Origin of the sequence: Actinosynnema sp. CS-041913, assembly GCF_050942485.1 — a bacterium.
In the GTDB taxonomy this organism is placed as follows: domain Bacteria; phylum Actinomycetota; class Actinomycetes; order Mycobacteriales; family Pseudonocardiaceae; genus Actinosynnema.
The window spans coordinates 37474-53558 of sequence record NZ_CP192037.1 but is presented as its reverse complement, the minus strand read 5'-3'; the positions used below and the strand labels follow the sequence as shown (position 1 = coordinate 53558).

Genomic DNA, 16085 nt, shown 5'->3' with positions numbered 1-16085 from the left:
TCAGTGGCGTAATATTTCTACCTTCGGCTCCAGTTCCGACAACCCCGAGTACTTCATGTGCCCGTCGATCAGTAGGATGTCCAGATCGAGCGCTGCCAACGAACTGAGGTCGTAGTCGAGAAGAACGTTGTTGAAGAAGGCCAGACCCTTCAACCCGGCCACCCGCACGATGGGCGCGACGCTTTCCATGGTGAATCCGGACAGGTTCATGAAGGTCGCCCGTCCGAAAACCCTCAGCGCATTGGTCGGACCTGAATCGTTCAGCACACTGAGCAAGTCCACCGAACGAACCTTTTTTAGGAGACCGACACCGGCCAGGCCGTCATCCATATACCCGAGCAGGGAGACGTGTCCGAGGTCGGGCAGGTCGGCGATGGGTGAAAGGTCCCCCGTACTGTCCAGGCCGATGATCCGCAAGTGCGTCAAGCTATGGTGCTCGCCGAGCACCTGAAGATCATGCGATCGACTCGGGTCCACCCACACATGCAGTTCCGCTAACGCCGGAACCCCGGTGAAGCACGCCAGGTCGCCGATAGTCTCGTGCGAATCCAGGCGCACCGTGAGCGAAGTCAATGAAGGTAGTAGCACAGCATAGGGGACCAATCTCCGGGACGTGATCGTCAATCGGCCGTTGTTCAATGGCGAGTTCGCCAGGACGTCCTCCGCGAAACGCTCCGGGTCGAAGTAGTGCCATGCCCGGCCTAATTCCATCTGCACCGTGCTCCGGGGATCGCGGGCGTACCCGGCGAGCAGCGGCAGCGCGTCGACCGTGCCGGTGAGGGCCGCGGCCCGGACGGTCGCGACGGCCTTCGCCTCGGACAGCTCGTCCAGACTTTTCGGCAGGTAGCGCAGTACGCGGTGGCCGATCGAGGCGAGCGAGGCGGTCTCCGACAGGCCGCGCGGCGGGACCAGTTTTCGTTCGACCATCGTGTCGACCCGGGCGCTCACCTCGGGCGCGACGTCCCGCACAGTCTCCAGGCACGCGGCGGCCAGCAACCTGAGGTGTCGGGCTTTCGCCGGCTCGTTCTCGCTGCGGTCCATGATGCCGGTCAGCAGCTCGCTCGCCTGTTTTGCGGTGGCGTGGCCACAGGCCATCACCACGGTTTCCCACCACGTGTCGAGATGCGCGTGAGCGATCAAGGTGTCGACGTGGTGCTGTTGAATCGCCTCGTCGGCGGCAAGGTATTCCAGGAACGTGCGGTGCACGAAATCGACTCGTCCCGGAACCGGTTCCCGTAACACCCCACTGCGTTCCAGCAGGTGGTCGAAGATCGGCTTGGGCTCTATCACGACATTCGGCATACCCGGCAGTTTGCGCGCGATGTGGCCTAGTGCGTCCGCCGTCGAGAACTCGACTTTGTTGGCCAACGTGAGCCGCCACGCTAGATCACGCAGCAGCACCCGCTTCTCCGTGTCACCCAGCAGGCCCGGAATACCCCGCTCCGCGTCCCGCAGGTGGAGCAGCATCGCCAATGCCTTCGCGTACAGGTCCATGCGGTTGCGGGGCAATTCCGACCGGTGCGAGAGGTTCAACGCGCACAACATCGCGCACAGCAACGGGCTCGCGGCGAGTTGTCGCAGGTGGGGCCGTTCCAACTGGGCGCGCAATCGACGCTCGTCGTCGGCGACTTCCGCACCGGACAACTCGGCCGCCCGGTGCCAGCGTGCCACGAAGTCCAGGATGTTCGTCGGGTTCAGCGGCTCCAGGGTGACCGCGCTGAAATCCTCGTCGGCCAGCCAACGGCTGTCCGCGGCGGCCGTTCGGGCGGTCACGACGATCCGGGTCTCGGGAAAGGTCAACAGGAGTTGCCGCAGCCACGATTTCACCAGCCGCCGCCGGGTCGCCGGCACCTCGTCCACGCCGTCGATCAACAACATCGCCCGACCGGCCTTCAACAACCGGTGCACCCAGCCTTCCGGCATGACCTCGGCGATCATCGGCGTGCACTGCGAGACGAAATCCTCCGGATTCGGCAGGTCTCCTTCGGCGAACGTGCGCAGGCGAACGACGAATGGGACGCAGTCGTTCCAATCGGCCAACTCCCCGCCGAGTTCGCCCCGCGCGGCACGCACCGCCAGCCAGTTGAGCAGCGTCGTCTTACCGGAACCAGCGTCACCGCGCAGCAGGACGCGTGATTCCGCGCCGATCGCGGATTCCACCGGAACGCCCTCGGCGTCCTCGGACACCGGTTTCGCCAGCGGGTCGAACCAGTTCTCGGGCTGCACCCGGCCGCCCCGCCGGATTCGCGCGCCATCGGCCGTGCCCGACACGCTGAGGCTCAGGTAGGCCACGGTCAGCGCCAAGGTCGGCTGTTCGTCACCGGGGAGCCCGAGGAGTTCCAGCCGGTCCAGGGTCGCGGCCAGCTTGCCGAGGTATTCGGCCTGGAACGCCTCGTCGCGATCCACCCCGAGCGGGGCGTAGAGAGTGGTCGTGGGAATGCGGGAGAGCAGCAACTCCAACTGTTCGGACTGGGCGGTCAGGCGGCTCAGCACCTCCGCCAATGCCGTCGGCTGGAAAGACGGCAGATAGCGGATCACCTGCACGAGGTGCCGGCAGGCCTGGTCCAAGGCGAGTTCGTGCAACTGCTCGGCCTTTTCGGACAGGAGAGCGGCACGTCGGGGGCATTGTGCACGGATGCGTTTGGCGAGCACCTCAGCATCGGCGTCGGCGGCCAATAGCGCTTCGTCGGACAGGTCGACGTCTTCTAGGACGTCGACCACGGCACGGATGGCGGCCTCGGCCTCGTTGTCGGGCAAACCGCCGAACCGCTGTGCCAACACCGGGGCCAACTGCTCGGCCACCTGTTGGCCGATGCGCTCGACCAGGTTCTCCAACTTCCGTTGCTGCAACGGGCCTTTCAGCTCCGCCTGCGCCAACGCCGCGAGGCTCGCGCCGCGCTCGAACCCGACCCTCCGCCGCCGCAACCAGAACCGCGCGGCGTGCGTGGCGATGGTCGTGCCGAGCTTCAGCGCCCCGCTCTCCAGACCGACGATGGCCGCCTCCCCCCACTCGAACTGATGCATAACCGATCACCCGGGAATCGCCACCGCAAAAATGTCGTACCCCCCTGCTCTAATCGGAGCATGACCGAACAACCGATCCTGGTACTCGGCGCCACCGGCACGACGGGCCGCCGGGTGGCCGCCCGGCTCGCGGCGCGCGGGCACGTCGTGCGCGGCGCGTCCCGGCACGGTGTCGTGCGGTTCGACTGGTCGGACGCGGGCACGTGGCGGCCGGCGCTGGCCGGTGTCCGAAGTGTGTACCTGATGGCGCCGCATGAGCTGCCGGTCGAGCCGGCGTTCGTGCGGGAGGCCGTCGGCCAGGGTGTGCGGCGGCTTGTCCTGCTGTCCAGCCGGGCCGTCGAGGAGATGGGTGACGAACGGCTGCTGGCCGCCGAGTCGACCGTCCGGGAGTCGGGCGTCGAGTGGACGGTCGTGCGGGCGGACTGGTTCAACCAGAACTTCGACGAGGGCTTCTTCCGCCCGGCGATCGAAGCCGGCGAACTGGCGGTGCCGGTCGGGGACACGAGGCAGGGGTTCGTGGACGCGGACGACATCGCGGCCGTGGCGGTGGCCGCGTTGACGGAGGCCGGCCACGAGGGGAAGACCTACGAGGTGACCGGGCCGCGTGGGCTGACCTTCGGGGAGGCCTTGGACATCATCGGCGAGGCGTCGGGCCGGCGGCTGACGTTCCGCGGCTCGGCCGACGAGTACCGGGCACAGCAGGCGGCGCTGGGCATGCCCGAGGAGCAGACCGAACAGGAGGTGATCGCCTACCGACAACTGACCGGACTCGGCCACCCGGGCGGCGCGCGGCAGAAGGTCGAGCCGACCACCGACACCGTGGCCACGGTGACCGGCCGGCCCCCGATCGACTTCGCCGACTACGCCGCGCGGGTGTGGACGGGGGTCCGATAGCAGCACTGGACAGCCGAAAGGAGCGCGACAACGAACGGCACGAGACCGACAACGCCCGCCCGGCCGACAACGCCGCCCTGCCGACAACGCCGCACGGCCGGCAGAAGTGCGGGCAGCGGGCCGGCGACCGCACCACAGCCGGCCGGAGTCTGCGTTGGCCGACACGCCGTGGCCTGGCAGGAAGCACTCCGCGGGGGGACAAGTGGATGGTGGCTCGTCGGTGAATGGGCCGTTCGGTGCGGTGAGCTGCGCCGAGCGGGCTAGTCGGTGATCAGTCGCGCCTAATCGGTGATCAGCCGCGCCTGAGTCGGCGACGAGTCGGGCTTAGTCGGTGATCAGCCGCGCCGTGGGGTCTTCGCGGAGCTTGGTCAGCTTGGCCATCGTCTGGTGGCCTCGGCGGTCCAGTTCCTTCGCGTCGATCCAGCCGTTGGCGTAGTAGCGGTAGTCTTGGGCGAGGGTGACCAACTCGGCCAGGTAGTCGGCGGAGCGCCGGCGCCGCTCCTCGTCGAACGACGCCAAGAGGGGCAGTTGGGTGTCCACGACCTGGTCGAGCATCCGCGCGGCCTTCAGCGCGCGCTTCGTCCGCCAGCGCCGAGTACCCACCAGCCGAGTACCCACCAGCTCTCCGATCACGCGCACCTCACCGCAAGTCACGCAGCCCCGTCGATGCGTGAGTCGGAAACCACGGCCGGAGCGTTACCCGTTCGTTCCCCCACGTCCGCGAGTTCAACGGTAAGGCGTCCACGGGGTCGTGGTATCGCCGTCGCGCAGGGCTTGGAGGCGTCGGCGCAACTCACCGCGCACGTCCGGGTGGCTGCGCAGGATGGGCAGCACGCTGGTGGTGAGCTTGAGTTCCCGCACGTCCCGCAGCACCGCGAAACCCGGCCACCCGGTGACGTCGAACCCGTACACGCGGGCCAGTTGGCGGTACCAGCGGGACGGGTGGCCGAACCTCGCCACGCCGACCGGCAGGGTGCTCAGGTCCCACTCGCGGGGTCCGACGCTGGTCGAGTCGAAGTCGCAGATCACCGGCCCGGCGGGGCTCGGGATCAGGTTGCCCAGGTGCGCGTCGCCGTGCACCACGCCTTCCGGCAGCACGGTCGGCAGGTCGGTCAGCCGCGTCTCCAGCAGCGCCACCCGCTCCTCCAGGAACTCGCGGTCCGGGGTGGACAGTTCCTCGGCGTCCGCGATGCGCTTGCGCACGTCGTCCAGCGGCGACCAGCGCGGCAGGTCGAACGGCGGCGCGGGCAGCTCGTGGATGCGGCGCAGCAGCAGGCCCAGGTCACGGCCGTCGACCGGGGGGCCGTCGGACGCCACGGTGTGCCAGATCGTCGCCAGGTGACCGCCCGCCGCCAGCGGCTGCGGGAACTCCTCGACCAGGCGCACCGCGGGCACGTCGTGCGTCGCCAGCCACCGGGCGACCCGGACCACCTTCTCGGCCCGGTGGCCCAACGCCATCGACCCGACGATCCGCACCACCACCCCGTCCGCCGGCAGCTCGAACACGGCGTTGGAGGTGAACTTCACCAGCCGGGCGTCGCGGTGGGTCAAGCCCAGCGGGGAACACAGCCGCTCCAGCACCGCGGTCAGCGCGGCGGGGGTGAACCTGCCGTCCAGCCCGACTTCCAGGGTCAGGCCGCGCTGTCGTTGCCGGTGAACCTGGCGACCCGCTCGGCCAGTTCACGTGCGTCGGGGTTGTTGCGGCGCTTCTCCGCCTCGTACTGCAACGGCTTCATGCGGTCCTTGGTGCGGACCGACTTCAGGCCCTCGGACAGGTCGATCGCCTGCCGGCCGATCCGCGCGCCGTGGTCGATGTCGCCCTCCAGCAGGTGGTTGATCGACAGCGACGTGAGGTTGAACGACCGGCTGCGGCTCATGTCCTCGCCGTAGCCGTTGATGGCCTTGGACAGCGCCGGGATCGCGAGCCGGGTGTACTTGGCGTCCACGGTCTGCGCGAGTTCGGTGTGCACGGTGCCGATCATCGCCGACAGGTCGTTCGCGTCGAAGAACTTCGCCCACGCCGGCGCCTCGCTGATGTTGGCCCGCGCGAACTCGTCCCGCGCCCGGCCGAGCAGCTTCATCGCCTGGTCGTCGGAGCCCATCTTCGCGTAGGCCCAGGCCTCGTTCGCGCACAGGATGCCGACCGCCAGCTCCGAGCCCGAGTTCTGCGCCGCGAGCTGCCCGAGCTGGAACACCTTCAACGCGTCGTCCGGCGCGTTCTGGTGCAGGTAGACGCGGCCCATCCGGTACAGGATGTTCGCCACCAGCTCTTCCTTGCGGCCCTGCTTCGCGAGCCCCAGCGCCTGCCCGAAGTGGTTGCGCGCCGAGTCGTACAGGCCGGTGTCGAACGACGTCCACCCGGCGAGGTTGTGCAGGTCGGCGAGGGCGACGTAGAGGCGCTCCTTCACCAGGTCGGTCGCGTTCGCGCCGAGCATCTGCTGTCCCCACGAGAGCTGCGCGACCACGGCGTCGCGGCACGAGCCGCCGCCGTACTGGTAGTCCAGGGTGCGCAGCGCCCTCGTGGCCGCTTCGACTTGTCGGACGTCGGTCATGCCGATGCGACCGGGAGCCGGAGTCTGCGCGGGCGACGAAGCCCAAGACCCGGAGTCCGTACCGAACACGGCCGCGCCGACGGTGATGGCGGCGGCGTGCGCGAGGAACTTCCTTCGCTTCACCGACTCGTCCTCCTCAGACTGGGGTGCCTCCGCGGTCGCGGCCACCCGCACTGCCGTGGCCTCGTCGTAGGCGAGGCCCATGTATCCCCTGGGGACACCCAAGCCCTGGGCGATCCTCGCGAGGACGTCGTAGGCCATGACCTGACGACCCTTGAGGATCTCCGAGACTTCGGACTGCGACTGGCCCGTGAGCGCCGCGATCTGGCGCTGCGACACGCCATGCCGTCGGAGCAGCCGGTAGACCGCGCTGATCTCCCGCCGGGCAAGAGCGTCCCGCATCTCCTGCTGGTCCCAGACGTCTGGCGTAACAGGAGAGCTTGACGAACCGATGGTGTTCAATTGCGCCCCCTCACAGTCCTTCGGGCGTCAACGGCAGAGTAGGGGCACTCCCCCAACCGCAGGAAGTGTCGATCGGCGAGGCTGATCGGCCCTGCCGAACTCCGCTGACCGCTTACCGTGGAACGGACACCGGCCAGCGCTGTGACGTCCCGATCCGGGTTGAATCATCGCAATCTAAGTTCCGGTAAGCGAGTGAGCACGGAGAGGAACCCGGCAGTGGACCTGATCGAGCGGGCGGTGACCACCACAGGTGGGTCGGCAACGCGCGCCGTCGCCACGGCCTCCTCTCCTGCTCCCACGACCGTCCGGGAGTCGACCGACCTCGACTCCGGATGGCGCGGCAAGACCGGGCAACGGCGCTGGTGGCGGATTCGCTGCAGCGACGTGGTCGACCGGGAACGCTGCCTCACCGTGCTGGTCGACCAGGGCCGCGTGGTCCTGGTCGGCCCGCCGGGTGAGACGGCGGTGCTGTCGGCCGACCAACTCGTACAGCTCAGGGCCGCGCTACGTGAGGCCGCCGAGCAGGCGGAAAGGTGACGGTGACGTTTCGGTGGACGAGATCCTCGGACAAGTTCTTCGCAACGCGGTGTGGGAGAGGCTGGACCTCCTGACCGAACTGGCCAACGAGGCCGACGCCCCGTCCCTCCTGTCGGTGGCCCGCTCCGAGCTGCCGCGGCTGACCGAGGGATGGCGGGCGCTGCTGGCCGCGCACGAACCGGACGAGAAGGGCAACTGCCCGGAGTGCTCGGGCCGGTGGCGCCAGCAGAAGAGCCCTTGCTCGGTGTGGCGCGCCGCGTACGAACACCTGGTCGCGGGCGGCCTCGCCCCGCGCCCGGCTCGACACCTGCGCTCGGCCCCGGTGACCCAGGCGGTCACCAGGACGAGACGAGCAGCGGTGCTCCGAGCCCACTAGACGGGCGGCCCCGACCTGTCGTTCCCCCGACGCGACAAGGTCGAGCACCCGCCTACTGGCCGGCGGTCCGGGACGTGCGAACCCCCGACCGCGACGAACGGACCGCCGGCCAGCTAACAACTGAACACGCGACACCCCAAGACATCCGCGGGCCGGTGCTGTGCACCTTCCCTCCCCGACCGGCACTGGTCCGCGGGCACCACCCCGGCCTCCGATGCCTGCCCCTCCCGCGCAGGCATCGGAGGCCGTTTCCACTTCCGGGGCAGGACTCCGGGGCAGGACCGGGCGAGACCGTCAGCGGCGCACCCCGGTGCGCCAGGTCAGGTAGGCGGGCACGGCCGGGAACACCCGCCCCACCAAGTCGAACGCCTTGAGCTGCCAGGGGAACACGCGCTCGGCCCGTTCCCGCTCCACCACCGAGACGATCTCCCGGGCCACCCGCTCCGGGGACACCGTGGGGATCAGCCGGGCCACCCCGGGAATCCGCTCCTCGGCACCGGGATTGTTGGCGAAGTACCGGGAACTGACCTTCCCCGGCACCACCTCACTGACCCCGATGCCCGCGCCCCGCAAGTCCAACCGCAACGCGGCCGTCAACCCCCGCAACGCATACCGGGCAGCCGCGTACCCGGTAGCCCCGGGGATGGGCAACCGCGACACCGGCGAGTTGACGTTGACGATCCACCCGGACCCGCGAGCCCTCATCCCCGGCAGGAACTCCCTGGTCAGGTGCAACGCGGCGCCGAACGGCAACGCGGTCATCCCCACCAGCTCCGCGGCCGGGGTGTCGTCCAGGAACAACCACCGCCCGGCCCCGGCGTTGTTGACCACCACATCAGGCACCCCGACCTCGGCCAGGACCCGCTCGCCCAACGCGCGGATCTGCTCGACGTCCGACAGATCCGCGGGCATCGCCACCGCACGCCCACCAAAACCCGAGATCCGCTCGACGACCGATCCGAGCGCTTCGGCGCTGCGGGCCACCAGCACGACAACCGCCCCACGCCGCGCGAACGTCACCGCAGCCGCCGCACCGATCCCCTGCGAAGCCCCGGTGACCACCACAACCCGCCCCGCCAACCGCACCCGACACACTCCCTCACACCCTGAACGGCTCACGCCACGGACCGAACCCGGACCACCAACCCGGCGGCGCACAACGTCGCCACCGCCGACACGAGGAACAACCCCCGATACCCACCCAACCCCGCCAACACGAAGGACGTCAGCAACGGGGCCACCACCTGCGGCAACGAGTTGGCGATGTTCAGCACCCCGAGGTCCTTGGCCCGGTCCGAAGCAGCCGGCAGCACCTGCGTCAACAGCGCCAACGCCACCGCCCAGTACCCGCCGAACCCGAGCCCCAGCAACGGCGCCGCCACCAGCGCCGCCTCCCACGTAGGCCACACCACCAGCACCAACGCGGCGAACGCCATGACACCGGCCGCCACCAGCACGTACGGCTTGCGCCGCCCGGTCCGGTCCGACGACGCCCCGAACAACGCGGCCCCACCCGCCAACGCCACCCCGTACAGCAGCATCAGCACCAGCAACCCGTCCTCCGGCGAGGGGTGCCGCACCACGTCGCCCAGGAAGTACAGCAGGTAGAGCGTCCCGAACGCGTTCCCCAGATTGATCATGAAGTGCGCGCACCAGGCCCAGGCGAAGTCGGGGTGCCGCCGAGGTGAGACCCACAGCGAACGCCACCGGAACCCCGGCCGCACCGCCAACCGCACGTCAGGCGTGAGCAGCACGAACGCCAGCGCGCCCAGCACCACCACCAGCGCGCAGGCCAGGTAGCCGGCCGCCACCCCGGACACCAGCACGGTCACCACGACCGCGCCGAGCACCGTCCCGAGCATCTGGCTGATCCCGACCAGCCCGCCGACCCTGGCCCGCTGCCGCACCGGCACCCGGTCCGGCACGGCGGACGTCAACGCGGCCAGCATCCCGTTCAGCCCGGCCTGCACCAGGCACCAGCCGACGACCATCACGAACACCGACGAGGCCGACGACAGCACGACCAGCCCGAGCGCCCCGACCAGGGCGCCCGCCAACGTCCACGGGTGCCGTCGCCCGAACCGCGAGGTGGTCCGGTCCGACGACACGCCGATCATCGGGTTGGCGACCAGCGCCACCGCCGCGCCCACCCCGGTGACCAGCCCGAACACCGCCTCTTTCGACGTGCCGGCCAACAACGCGGCCTGCTGCGGCAGCAGCACCTGGATCGGCGCGTAGATGCCCAGCCACAACCCGAGGTTCGCCAGGAACAGCAGTCCCATCCACGACCGCCGGACCGGCACGACGGGCTCGGCCAACGGGTCGACAGCGGTCACCGCCGGATCCGATCCCGATACCACCCGAACGAGGCACGAGGCGTGCGCCGCTGCGTCGGGTAGTCCACGTGCACCAGCCCGAACCGCTGCGAGTACCCCGAGTCCCACTCGAAGTTGTCCATCAGCGACCACACGAAGTACCCGCTCACCCCGGCCTCGACCGCCGCCGCGATGTGCCCGTCCAGGTAGGCGATCCGGTCGGTGTCGTCCAGCGCTTCGTAACTGCACCCGCTCTCGGTCACGTAGACCGGCGGCAGCCCCGGGTACCGCGCGCGCAGGGCGGCGATCATCTCGGTCAACCCGGCCGGCACCACGGGCCAGTCGAACTCCGTCTTCGGGTACTCGTCGACGTCGACCAGTTCGAACGGCAGCGGGTTGCCCTCCGACGGCGACCGCAGCCGGGTCGGGTTGTAGTAGTTGACCCCGTAGAAGTCGAGCGGCGGGGACACGATCGCCAGGTCGCCGTCCACGATCGGCAAGCGGTCGGCCAGCTCCGCCGGATAGCTCCCGACCAGCATCGGGTCGGCGAACAGCCAGTTGTGCAGCGATGAATAAGCGGTGGCCGCAGCGACGTCCGCGGCGCTCTCGGGCCACGCGGGCGTGTGGTTGTTGGCGGTCCCCACCGCACGGGCGCCGGCCGCGCGCAACGCCGACACCGCCAGCCCGTGCGCCAGGTTCAGGTGGTGGGCGACCGGCAACGCGTCGTACAGCAACGTCTTCCCCGGCGCGTGCTGCCCGATCGCGTACCCGAGCAGCGTCACCATCGCGGGCTCGTTGACCGGGATCCACATCGCGACCCGGTCGGCCAACAGCTCTCCCACGACGGACGCGTACTCGGCGAACCGGTGGGCGGTGTCCCGCCGGAGCCACCCGCCCCCGTCCTCCACCGAGGCCGGCGTGTCCCAGTGGTACAGCGTCGCGACCGGCGCGATGCCGGCCTCCAGCAACCCGTCCACGAGGCGGTCGTAGAAACCGAGGTCGGCCAGCCGGGGCCAGGCCACCGAGAACCGGTACGCGCCCACCCCGAGGTCACTCATCAGGGCGATGTCCTCGCGGTACCGGTGGTAGTGGTCGCACGCCACCGACGCGTCCTGCCCTTCGAACGCCGGGAACCCGTCCCACACGGACGGCGCCCGCCCGTCCTCGTGGAACGCCCCTTCGATCTGGAAGGCGGAGGTCGAGACACCCCAGAGGAACCCGTCGGGCAAGGTCACGTGAGCCTCCCAGAACGTGAAAGTCATTCGGATCGTAGGCGTGTTGCGCCTTATCCGGAAGTGGAGACGCCCGCGAGCGGGCACTATGGAACCCCGCAACCCATCGAGTTGGAGTCGCCGTGACGAGTACGACCCCACTGCGCCGGCAGCCGGTGCAGCAGCGCAGCGCCAAGCGCGTCGAGCGGATGCTCGAAGCCTGTGCCTCGCTCATCGAGGAGGTCGGCTACGACGGGGTGACAACAACCCTGATCGCGGAACGGGCCGGGGTCGCGGTCGGGTCGCTGTACCAGTTCTTCCCGGACAAGCGGGCCGTCGTGCAGGCGCTGACCTTGCGCAACCTGGAGAAGTTCATGCACACCGTGGACGGCCGGTTCACGTCCACGACCCTGGAGCACTGGTGGGACGCCGTCGACTCGATCTTCGACGTGTACGTCTCCATGCACCGCGAGGTGCCCGCGTTCAGCAAGCTGCACTTCGGCGACGTCGTGGACATGCGCCTGCTGGACGACCGGCGGGACAACAACACCGTGATCTCGGACCGGATCGCGGAGATGATCTCGGCCAAGTTCGAGATCCCGCTGGACGAGCTGCGACTGCCGATCTCGATCGCGGTGGAGGCGGCGGACAGCGTCCTCAACCTGGCGTTCCGCAGAGATCCGGCCGGCGACCAGCGAATCCTGGACGAGGCAAAAGCTCTGGTAAGGGGCTACTTGTCCACCCGCCTGCCGCGCTGAGAGATTGACCCAGCCACCTACCCGAACGAGCGTCCTTCACCCCGATACGTGGGCACGGTCCGCACTACCACGTCCCCCTTGACGACGTGGTAGTGCGTGAACCGCTCAGCGAGTTCGCCGGCCTTGGCGTGGCGCAGCCACACCCGGTCACCCAGCACCAGCGAATCCGCGGCCTTCCCCACCACGGGCGTCTGCACCTCGCCCGCGCCTTCCAGCGGCAGCAGCTTCAGGCCCGCCGGCAGGTAGGGCGTCGGCTGCCGGTCCGCGGCGACCGGGCCCGAAGCGATGTACCCGCCGGAGAACAGCGTCGCCACGTGCCGCTTCGGCCGCCGCACCACCGGCAGCGCGAACACGACGGCGGGCCGTGGCCGGAAGCCGCGATAGCCGTCGAACAGCGTCGGCCCGATCAGCCCGGACCCGGCGGCGACCTCGGTGACCGCGGTGTCGGCCGCGGTCACCTCCACGCTCCCGGTGCCGCCGCCGTTGACGAACTCCAGGTCGGCCGCCCGCCGCACGGCCGCGATCGCCGCGCCCCGCCGCTCGACCAGTTCCGCCGCCGACCGCCGCTGCATCCACCGCAACGCCGCCCCGAGCACCGGCTTGCCGGGCGGCGCGTCACCCAGCCCGGCGATCTGTCCCTCGTACGCCATCACGCCGACCAGCCGGAACCCCGGCCGCGCGGCGATCCTCTCCGCCAGCACCCGGGCATCCCGGGCACTGTGCACCGGTGACCGGCGGGGCCCGATGTGCAGACCGGGCGCGGGCCGCCAGGACACGTCCAGTTCCAGACAGACCCGGATCTCCTGGTGCCCGCTGCCCACCGCGGCGGACACCAGGTCCAGGTGCTCCACCGAGTCGACCATGATCGTGACCCGCCGCCGCGCCCGCTCGTCCGACGCCAGCGCGCGCAGCGCCTCCTGATCCACCGTCGGGTAGGCGACCAGCAGGTCGTCGGACACGTCGTGCGACGACAGCCACAGCGCCTCGGCGAGCGAGTAGCACATCACCCCGCCGTAGCCGGGCCGCGCCAGCGCCTGGTCCAGCAGCCAGCGGACCCGCACCGACTTGCTCGCCACCCGCACCGGTTTCCCGCTCGCCCGGCGCACGAGGTCGGCCGCGTTGTGCTCGAACGCGTCCAGGTCGACGATCGCGAACGGAGGATCGAGTTCCTTCGTCGCGCCGTCGAGGCGGGTACGGGGGTGCATGGGCTCACGGTACTTGAAAGGTGAATCCGTTTCACCTACGGTTCGTGGATCAGGTCACACCGGAGGTGGGCATGGCGACGCCGTGGACGAACTGGGCGCGCACCGCGTCCGCGACTCCACACCGGGTCGAGCACCCGGGCAGCGCGGACGCGATCGCCGAGGCGGTGGTCGCCGCGCGCGGCGTGCGCCCGCGAGGCAGCGGCCACTCGTTCACCGCCATCGCCGCCGCGCCGGAGGTCGCCATCGACCTGGACGCGTGGACCGGCATCGCCGAGGTTTCCGGCAGCCTCGTCACGGTCCGCTCCGGCACCACCCTGCGCCAACTGAACGCCCTGCTCGACGGCCTGGGCCTGGCCCTGCCGAACCTCGGCGACATCGACGCGCAAACGATTGCCGGCGCGACCTCCACCGGCACCCACGGCACCGGGGCCAAGCTCGGCGGCCTGTCCACGCAGATCGCGGCCATGGAACTGGTCCTGGCGAACGGCGAGCAGGTCCGGTGCTCGCCCGAGGAGCGCCCCGACCTCTTCGACGCCGCCCGCGTGGGCCTGGGCGCGCTCGGCGTCATCAGCACCGTGACCCTGCGCTGCGTGCCGGCGTTCGTGCTGCACGCCCGGGAGACGCCCGGTCGGCTGGACCAGGTGCTGGAGGAGTTCGACCACCTCACCGCCGTGGAGGACCACGTCGAGTTCCACTGGTTCCCGCACAGCGACAACGTCATCGTCAAGCGCAACAACCGGGTGGACGAGAAGCCCGCGCCGCTGTCCCGCCTCCGTCACTTCTACGAGTACGAGGTGATGGAGAACGGCGCGTTCGGCCTCGTCTGCCGCATCGCCCGAGCCGTCCCGCGCACCACGAAGGCCCTCAACCGGGTCTGCGGCAGCCTCGTCTCCGAACGCGTCTACCAGGACGTCTCGCACAAGGTCTTCGTCACGCCCCGCCGCGTCCGGTTCGTCGAGTCCGAGTACGCCGTCCCGCGCGCCGCCCTGCACGACGTGCTCCGCGAGCTGCGCGCCGCCGTCGGCCGGCTGGACCACGGCGTCATCGTCCCGGTGGAGGTGCGGGTCGCGCAGGGCGACGACATCTGGCTCTCCACCGCGCACGGCCGCGACACGGCTTACGTCGCCGTGCACCAGTTCCTCGGGATGCCGTACCGGCAGTACTTCGACGCGTTCGAGCAGATCGCGGGCGCCGTCGGCGGCCGACCGCACTGGGGCAAGCTGCACAGCTTGACCGCCGAGACGCTGGCCCCGGCCTACCCGCGCTTCGCGGACTTCCGCAAGCTGCGCGCCGAACTGGACCCGACCGGCAAGTTCACCAACGACTACCTCGACCGGGTGCTCGGCTAGAACGCCTCCGCGATCGGCGTCGACCCGGAGATCAGCTCGTAGGTGCGCCGAACGGTGCCCGGCCGGTCCAGCAGCGCCACCACCACGGCCGCCACGTCGGCCCGGGGCACCGACCCGCGCAACGTCGTCTCCGCCAACGAGACCAGCCCGGTCCCCGGCGTGTCGACGAGCCGCCCCGGCCGCAGGATCGTCCAGTCCAACGACCGCTCCCGCAGGTCGTCCTCGGCCGCGCCCTTGGCGACGAGGTACGCGTCGAACGCCTCGTCACCGGTCACCTGGCCGATGCCGGTCGTGCTGATCTGCACGAACCGCGACACCCCGGCCGCTTCCGCACCGTCGGCGAACAACGCCGACGCCCCGCGGTCCACGGTGTCCTTGCGCCCCAGCCCGCTGCCCGGCCCGGCGCCGGCCGCGAACAGCGCGGCGTCGGCCCCGGTCAGGGTCGCCGCGACGGAGGCCGCGTCCGCCCGCTCCAAGTCGCACAGCACGGGGTCGGCCCCCGCCGCGCGGACGTCGTCGAAGTGGTCGGGGTTGCGCACCAGCGCGGTGACCGAATCACCCCGACCGGTCAACAGCCCGGCCACCAACAGCGCGATCTTGCCGTGCCCGCCCGCGATCACAAGGTGCATGGCACCGACAGTAGATCAGGACACGGCCGTCAGCAGCCGCTCGTAGACCAGCTCGTTCACCCAACGGGTGGTCGCGGTGTCCTCCACCGGCACGGTCTCGTTGCGGCCGGCGACATCCGTCGACAGGTCGCACTCCTCGTCGGCCAGCAGCACGGACACGCCGTACCGCCGCACCCGGGGCAGGCAGTTCGCCAGGTAGTCGTGGGTGAGCGCGACCGAGGACGGCAGCACCGCCGCCGCGTTGCCGAACCGGGCGAACGGCACGGCCGACGCGAGCGCGGTCCGCCAGTGCCGGGCCACCGCCAGCACGCCGATGATCCGCACCGCCGTCGGCGGCACCCGGCCGTCCATCTCCGGCCACACCCAGGTGGACACGGTGGTGCGGTCCGACTCGGGGCCGGCGCCCAGGCACACCCGCTCGGCGTGCGCGTCGGCGAGCAGCTCGGCGACGACGATGACCTTGCGGCCCATCAGCACCATCTCCGGCAGCACCACACCGTGCCAGCCGAGGCGCACGGCCGCGGCGGCAGCCAGCTCCTCCACGGAGCCGGGCAGTTCCGGAACCGGGATCGCGGTGGCCGACAGCGCCCGTGCGTCGCCGGTGATCGCGATCCGTGCTGGTGTGCTGCTCACGCCAGGGCCTCCTCGGCAACCACGGCGGTGGACGCCGCCGCGTTTCGACTCGTGCTCTGCATAAGGCCTACCACCCGGCCACCCCGCGACCCCGCGGCTCAGCGGGTGCCTGCGATCGACGGCGCGGACCGATCGGTGAC

General features: G+C 70.3%; 15 protein-coding genes. 5 read left to right on the top strand and 10 right to left on the bottom strand.

The window, feature by feature from the left end; all coding sequences use genetic code 11:
- A complete protein-coding gene (locus ACQPZF_RS00235) occupies positions 1-3024 on the bottom strand; it encodes an NACHT domain-containing protein (RefSeq protein WP_433266982.1) in 3024 nt (1007 codons plus the stop codon).
- Positions 3025-3084: 60 nt separating this feature from the next.
- Between ACQPZF_RS00235 and ACQPZF_RS00230 the strand changes: the two genes are divergently transcribed.
- Complete coding sequence (locus ACQPZF_RS00230) at positions 3085-3918, top strand: NAD(P)H-binding protein (protein ID WP_433266980.1); 834 nt, start codon at positions 3085-3087, stop codon at positions 3916-3918.
- A gap of 324 nt (positions 3919-4242) precedes the next feature.
- Here the strand turns inward: ACQPZF_RS00230 and ACQPZF_RS00225 are convergent, their stop codons facing one another.
- The 3 genes from ACQPZF_RS00225 to ACQPZF_RS00215 form a co-directional block, all read right to left on the bottom strand.
- Positions 4243-4551 (bottom strand): hypothetical protein, encoded by a 309-nt coding sequence (locus ACQPZF_RS00225; RefSeq protein ID WP_433266979.1) that lies wholly within the window; start codon positions 4549-4551, stop codon positions 4243-4245.
- Positions 4552-4644: 93 nt separating this feature from the next.
- Positions 4645-5535 carry an aminoglycoside phosphotransferase family protein gene (locus tag ACQPZF_RS00220; RefSeq protein WP_433274974.1) on the bottom strand — a complete coding sequence of 297 codons (891 nt, stop codon included), beginning with the start codon at positions 5533-5535 and terminating at the stop codon, positions 4645-4647.
- A gap of 14 nt (positions 5536-5549) precedes the next feature.
- Positions 5550-6872, bottom strand: coding sequence for a helix-turn-helix domain-containing protein (locus ACQPZF_RS00215; protein WP_433266977.1), 1323 nt, complete (start codon positions 6870-6872; stop codon positions 5550-5552).
- Between the two features lie 252 nt (positions 6873-7124).
- Between ACQPZF_RS00215 and ACQPZF_RS00210 the strand changes: the two genes are divergently transcribed.
- Both ACQPZF_RS00210 and ACQPZF_RS00205 read left to right on the top strand, forming a co-directional pair.
- Positions 7125-7469 (top strand): hypothetical protein, encoded by a 345-nt coding sequence (locus ACQPZF_RS00210; protein ID WP_433266975.1) that lies wholly within the window; start codon positions 7125-7127, stop codon positions 7467-7469.
- A 13-nt stretch (positions 7470-7482) separates the two neighbouring features.
- The gene (locus ACQPZF_RS00205; RefSeq protein WP_433266973.1) at positions 7483-7845 is read left to right on the top strand and encodes a hypothetical protein; all 363 of its coding nucleotides are present in this window, start codon (positions 7483-7485) and stop codon (positions 7843-7845) included.
- A gap of 294 nt (positions 7846-8139) precedes the next feature.
- Here the strand turns inward: ACQPZF_RS00205 and ACQPZF_RS00200 are convergent, their stop codons facing one another.
- The 3 genes from ACQPZF_RS00200 to ACQPZF_RS00190 are packed head-to-tail and all read right to left on the bottom strand — an operon-like array spanning position 8140 to position 11422.
- Positions 8140-8931, bottom strand: coding sequence for an SDR family NAD(P)-dependent oxidoreductase (locus tag ACQPZF_RS00200; protein ID WP_433266971.1), 792 nt, complete (start codon positions 8929-8931; stop codon positions 8140-8142).
- 29 nt (positions 8932-8960) lie between these two features.
- A complete protein-coding gene (locus tag ACQPZF_RS00195) occupies positions 8961-10127 on the bottom strand; it encodes an MFS transporter (protein WP_433274972.1) in 1167 nt (388 codons plus the stop codon).
- A gap of 50 nt (positions 10128-10177) precedes the next feature.
- Entirely contained in the window at positions 10178-11422 is a 1245-nt protein-coding gene (locus tag ACQPZF_RS00190; RefSeq protein WP_433266969.1) for a family 1 glycosylhydrolase, read from the bottom strand.
- A gap of 92 nt (positions 11423-11514) precedes the next feature.
- Between ACQPZF_RS00190 and ACQPZF_RS00185 the strand changes: the two genes are divergently transcribed.
- A complete protein-coding gene (locus ACQPZF_RS00185) occupies positions 11515-12129 on the top strand; it encodes a TetR family transcriptional regulator (RefSeq protein ID WP_433266967.1) in 615 nt (204 codons plus the stop codon).
- Positions 12130-12146: 17 nt separating this feature from the next.
- Here the strand turns inward: ACQPZF_RS00185 and ACQPZF_RS00180 are convergent, their stop codons facing one another.
- The gene (locus ACQPZF_RS00180) at positions 12147-13334 is read right to left on the bottom strand and encodes an amino acid deaminase/aldolase (protein ID WP_433266965.1); all 1188 of its coding nucleotides are present in this window, start codon (positions 13332-13334) and stop codon (positions 12147-12149) included.
- Between the two features lie 71 nt (positions 13335-13405).
- Between ACQPZF_RS00180 and ACQPZF_RS00175 the strand changes: the two genes are divergently transcribed.
- On the top strand, positions 13406-14683 hold the full coding sequence (locus ACQPZF_RS00175; protein WP_433274970.1) for a D-arabinono-1,4-lactone oxidase: 1278 nt from the start codon (positions 13406-13408) through the stop codon (positions 14681-14683).
- Here the strand turns inward: ACQPZF_RS00175 and ACQPZF_RS00170 are convergent.
- Positions 14680-15312 (bottom strand): NAD(P)-binding oxidoreductase, encoded by a 633-nt coding sequence (locus tag ACQPZF_RS00170; RefSeq protein WP_433266963.1) that lies wholly within the window; start codon positions 15310-15312, stop codon positions 14680-14682. The genes ACQPZF_RS00175 and ACQPZF_RS00170 overlap by 4 nt on opposite strands.
- A 15-nt stretch (positions 15313-15327) precedes the next feature.
- Positions 15328-15945, bottom strand: a complete 618-nt coding sequence (locus tag ACQPZF_RS00165) for a hypothetical protein (protein ID WP_433266961.1) — start codon at positions 15943-15945, stop codon at positions 15328-15330.
- Positions 15946-16085: the final 140 nt, after the last annotated feature.

Coding starts and splice junctions, on each gene's coding strand:
- ACQPZF_RS00235 (WP_433266982.1), bottom strand. CDS start 3,024: ATGCATCAGTTCGAGTGGGGGGAGGCGGCCATCGTCGGTCTGGAGAGC.
- ACQPZF_RS00230 (WP_433266980.1), top strand. CDS start 3,085: ATGACCGAACAACCGATCCTGGTACTCGGCGCCACCGGCACGACGGGC.
- ACQPZF_RS00215 (WP_433266977.1), bottom strand. CDS start 6,872: ATGCGGGACGCTCTTGCCCGGCGGGAGATCAGCGCGGTCTACCGGCTG.
- ACQPZF_RS00195 (WP_433274972.1), bottom strand. CDS start 10,127: ATGGGACTGCTGTTCCTGGCGAACCTCGGGTTGTGGCTGGGCATCTAC.
- ACQPZF_RS00190 (WP_433266969.1), bottom strand. CDS start 11,422: ATGACTTTCACGTTCTGGGAGGCTCACGTGACCTTGCCCGACGGGTTC.
- ACQPZF_RS00180 (WP_433266965.1), bottom strand. CDS start 13,334: ATGCACCCCCGTACCCGCCTCGACGGCGCGACGAAGGAACTCGATCCT.
- ACQPZF_RS00175 (WP_433274970.1), top strand. CDS start 13,406: ATGGCGACGCCGTGGACGAACTGGGCGCGCACCGCGTCCGCGACTCCA.
- ACQPZF_RS00170 (WP_433266963.1), bottom strand. CDS start 15,312: ATGCACCTTGTGATCGCGGGCGGGCACGGCAAGATCGCGCTGTTGGTG.